Origin of the sequence: Chamaesiphon sp. VAR_69_metabat_338, from assembly GCF_031423935.1 — a bacterium.
Classification (GTDB): Bacteria; Cyanobacteriota; Cyanobacteriia; order Cyanobacteriales; family Chamaesiphonaceae; genus Chamaesiphon.
This window is the reverse complement of the sequence record NZ_JANPGM010000076.1, coordinates 1-3,359: the sequence shown is the minus strand read 5'-3', so window position 1 is coordinate 3,359 and position 3,359 is coordinate 1. Positions and strand designations below refer to the sequence as shown.

3 protein-coding genes and 1 pseudogene are annotated in these 3,359 nt (G+C 48.9%); 1 reads left to right on the top strand and 3 read right to left on the bottom strand.

Annotated elements, in window-relative coordinates; translation table 11 throughout:
- On the top strand, positions 1–404 hold a 404-nt coding region (locus tag RMO84_RS02280; RefSeq protein ID WP_310486836.1), incomplete at its 5' end, for a hypothetical protein.
- A gap of 10 nt (positions 405–414) precedes the next feature.
- Here the strand turns inward: RMO84_RS02280 and RMO84_RS02275 are convergent.
- From RMO84_RS02275 to RMO84_RS02265, 3 genes and pseudogenes are all read right to left on the bottom strand, one after another.
- The gene (locus tag RMO84_RS02275) at positions 415–1,752 is read right to left on the bottom strand and encodes a YcjF family protein (RefSeq protein ID WP_396135746.1); all 1,338 of its coding nucleotides are present in this window, start codon (positions 1,750–1,752) and stop codon (positions 415–417) included.
- Positions 1,753–1,866: 114 nt separating this feature from the next.
- Positions 1,867–2,640 carry a hypothetical protein gene (locus RMO84_RS02270; protein WP_310486834.1) on the bottom strand — a complete coding sequence of 258 codons (774 nt, stop codon included), beginning with the start codon at positions 2,638–2,640 and terminating at the stop codon, positions 1,867–1,869.
- A 156-nt stretch (positions 2,641–2,796) separates the two neighbouring features.
- Positions 2,797–3,359: pseudogene (locus RMO84_RS02265) on the bottom strand (DEP domain-containing protein); the annotation flags it as partial.

Sequence of the window (3,359 nt, the reverse complement as noted above, 5' to 3'; positions counted from 1 at the left end):
TCAACCCCGCCGAAATTGCCACCGCGAAACAACTCCTCCAAGACTATGCCCCAGCCCAAACAGCTCTCACTCTAATCGCCGAAAACAACGGCGATCTTGCAGCGGCATTCGATCGATTAGCAACATCCGAGCGCAACACCTATAGCGACCCCACACAGTCGATTTGGGAAGCTACCCTCACCGTACTGCGACGAGAACTCTGTCGCGATGAAGGCTTTCGCGGCAAGGTCAAAGAATATACTAAAAATCCCACTAGTGCGGTGATGCTAACTGGGATCGTCCATCACCTGGTAGCGATTTCACACCTGCAACTCGATCCGAGTGTTGCTACCTTTGCAACGCTCTACATTAGTAGGATTGGTTTAGATATCTTCTGCGAACATACCAAGCCGAGTGAAAAATAATCGATCGACTTCAACTAACTTTAAACCGCTCCTTGGCTGTCGCAAAAGCTTCCGCCATCACGGCTTGGATCTGTTGCGGATCGGGCTTTTTGCCACCCATCAGATCGCCAAAATAGACACAAGCACCTTCACCTAGTGCGACGGTATAAGCTGCAGCCCAAGAAGCCGAAATAATGCTGCCAAAGCCAGGAATAAATTTAATTAACTGTCTGGCGACTAATTGGGCGACGAACCCACCCGCGATCGCGCTGACGACGCCGCCAGCTTGAGAAGGGGTCAGGGTTTGGCCGTATAATTTGCCGATGAGTCCCACCATCGAGACTTGAATGGCGGTGAGTACGGGCAAATCGGCAAAGGGCAAGGGAATTGCTGCCACAGTTGCCGCTGCGATCGCGCAGGGTAAGATATAGCGACGGGCGACATCGCGATAGATGTTGCCTAATTTGTCCCCGGAATTGCCATCGAGTGGGGATTTACCAACATCGAGTAATTGCGACATCGCTCTAGATTCGGCTTCGGGGAGGAGATCTGCCAATAGATCTCGCATCGTCTCTAAGCCATAAAATTCGGGCGTGTAGCCATCTTCTGGCAAAGTAAAGTCAATCAGCACCGCCCGATCGAATAGCCCTGTAAATGCCTGCTGGAGTGCTTTAAAGGCTCGCTCGACTGACTCTATACTAGTCGGTTCTTGAGGATGATCTGGTTGGGTGGCGGGATAAACCTCGTGCAGGCAAGTGACGGCTAGCAGACAGGGAATGTGGGGATATTTTTGGCGCAATTGGCTGGCGATCTGGCGGAGTGTATCGATCGCAAAATCATTGATTTTTACCGTCAGAATGATGATGCGCGGACGGGTGGTTTCTGTCTCCAGATCGCCGATCAGTTCTTGAATCAGGCTATTTGTATCGCGATCGACATCACCTAAGCCGACGGTATCGGTAAATACTAGTAATGGCAATTCGCTCGACGGATAGTTATACCGCGCTGTCGATTGGGTATGGGGGCGAAAACCTTGACCGACAATTTCGGCAGATACGCCGGTCAATCCCCGGACGATCGAACTTTTCCCCGCTTGGGGTTTGCCGATGAGTAACGCTTCAGTGGTGGGTAATTGGGCGCGGACACTAGCCAGAATCTCGGCGACTTGGATTTCATCGACGCTAAACCATTTACTCACTGTCTGCGCGGCTCGATCGACCGGCAAGAGTTGCATCGCTTTGGCGGTCGCGTTTTGCCAGCCACCCGCGAGCCGATCCGTCCACACATCGATCGGAGACTTAGCCTCAGGCCGATTTTTGTCAAGCTGTACTGGCTGCTGCGGTGCGGATTCTGATGGTTGTGGCACGATCTTTTAAAGGAATGATGGCACGGATAACTATTCCCATTATCTGGGAGGTCGATCGTTCCCGATGGGTTGTTCTTACGGTAGTATTAACCGGCGATCTGGTAGCGATCGATCTAGTTACCGCGATGCCATCGGCACACCCAGTTTGGCGCATACCTTTTCCAATGGAGCTAAACCCACATCGACACTAGATTTCCCGTCGTATTCAAACGGATTATCCAAATCTTCAACCAAAAACAGTAAATACACAAATAAAGTAAACAGCAGCGTCGAAACCGTCAAATTTTCACTAAATCGCTCGGCACCGATTAACAATAAAGCCAGGATCGAACTGCCCAAAAACAGCCACAACAGCACGTAAGCAGCACCGAGAAAATCTGTATCGCGATTGTTGCGCATTTGTCTGGAAACCATCCGGATTTTGGCTTGCTCCGCATGAAGATACGTGACGATACCAGCATTGTTGCTATCCATCACTAAAAGTGCTGCCAAGATGGGATTGAGCCTGTCGATCGCCTCATCGACAATGGCAAATTCTTTGTCGGCTGTCAGCCAATCGAGGAGCGATCGACCGATCTGTGCCAATGCTTGTTGGAGCGGTTGTGGCTGATAATCTGGATATTTGGTGGCAATAATCCGATCGAGATCGTAGATACTTTCGAGGGCATTGGCAATTTGCGACGGCATCCCTTCGCAAGCCCGATAATCGCTGAGGGTGCCACTTAAAATTAATGCGATTACAAATGTTACCGCACTAAATAAAGAACCCGTGAGTGCGCTAAATGCCCACGGTTCCCAATGCAACCAGTGCATTCCCGCCTTAGCGATCGCAAATAATCCTACCCACGGCAACACTTTGAGTAGGATGCCCCATTTAACTAGATCGAACACGTTTTACTACGAATTAATTACTTGGGGTTTATTTTACACTATCTCCCCCGCAATCTCGATCGCCAATGGATTCTAGATTGCGCGAGCGCAATCTTTACAGCAGGAATTTACACAGAGTCAATTATCAACTATCAATTCTCAATTAATTCAACTACCCTACTTATCCATACAAAACTGATAGAAAAAATCGGCATCTTCAAACGGCTTGTTATTAGACAAGTTTTTGAGCCAATTATCGTTAAGTAGTCTTTGCCCGAGCAAGACAGCATGAGGACGACTAATTGCTAGTCGCGTTGACATCCAATCTACTGCTTCGCGACCGATGAAACAGCGGAGATAGGGCAGGCGAAAACTTTGCGCTCGATTTTCGATCTTGACCCCTGTAGGCGATCGCATCTCATTCACTAATTGAGCGAGCGAGAAATAAGTAATGATATCTTTGGCACCTTCGACTACTTTAACAATGTACCGATCTTCGTACCAAATGGTAACAATTTCGCCCTCTTCGACTAACAAACAAGCGATTGCTGGTTCGGGATCGAGATAGCTGCGGCGCATCTCTGTAATGGCAATCTGACGTTGCTGCTGAGGATAAGCATTGCCCCGCACGAATAAATTGCCTTGATAGTTGACACCATCAACAATTTCCGAGGTATTTCCGAACTGACGTACGAGTTGACAATAACTTACGTCTTGTGACTTGAGTAACATGCCACCTG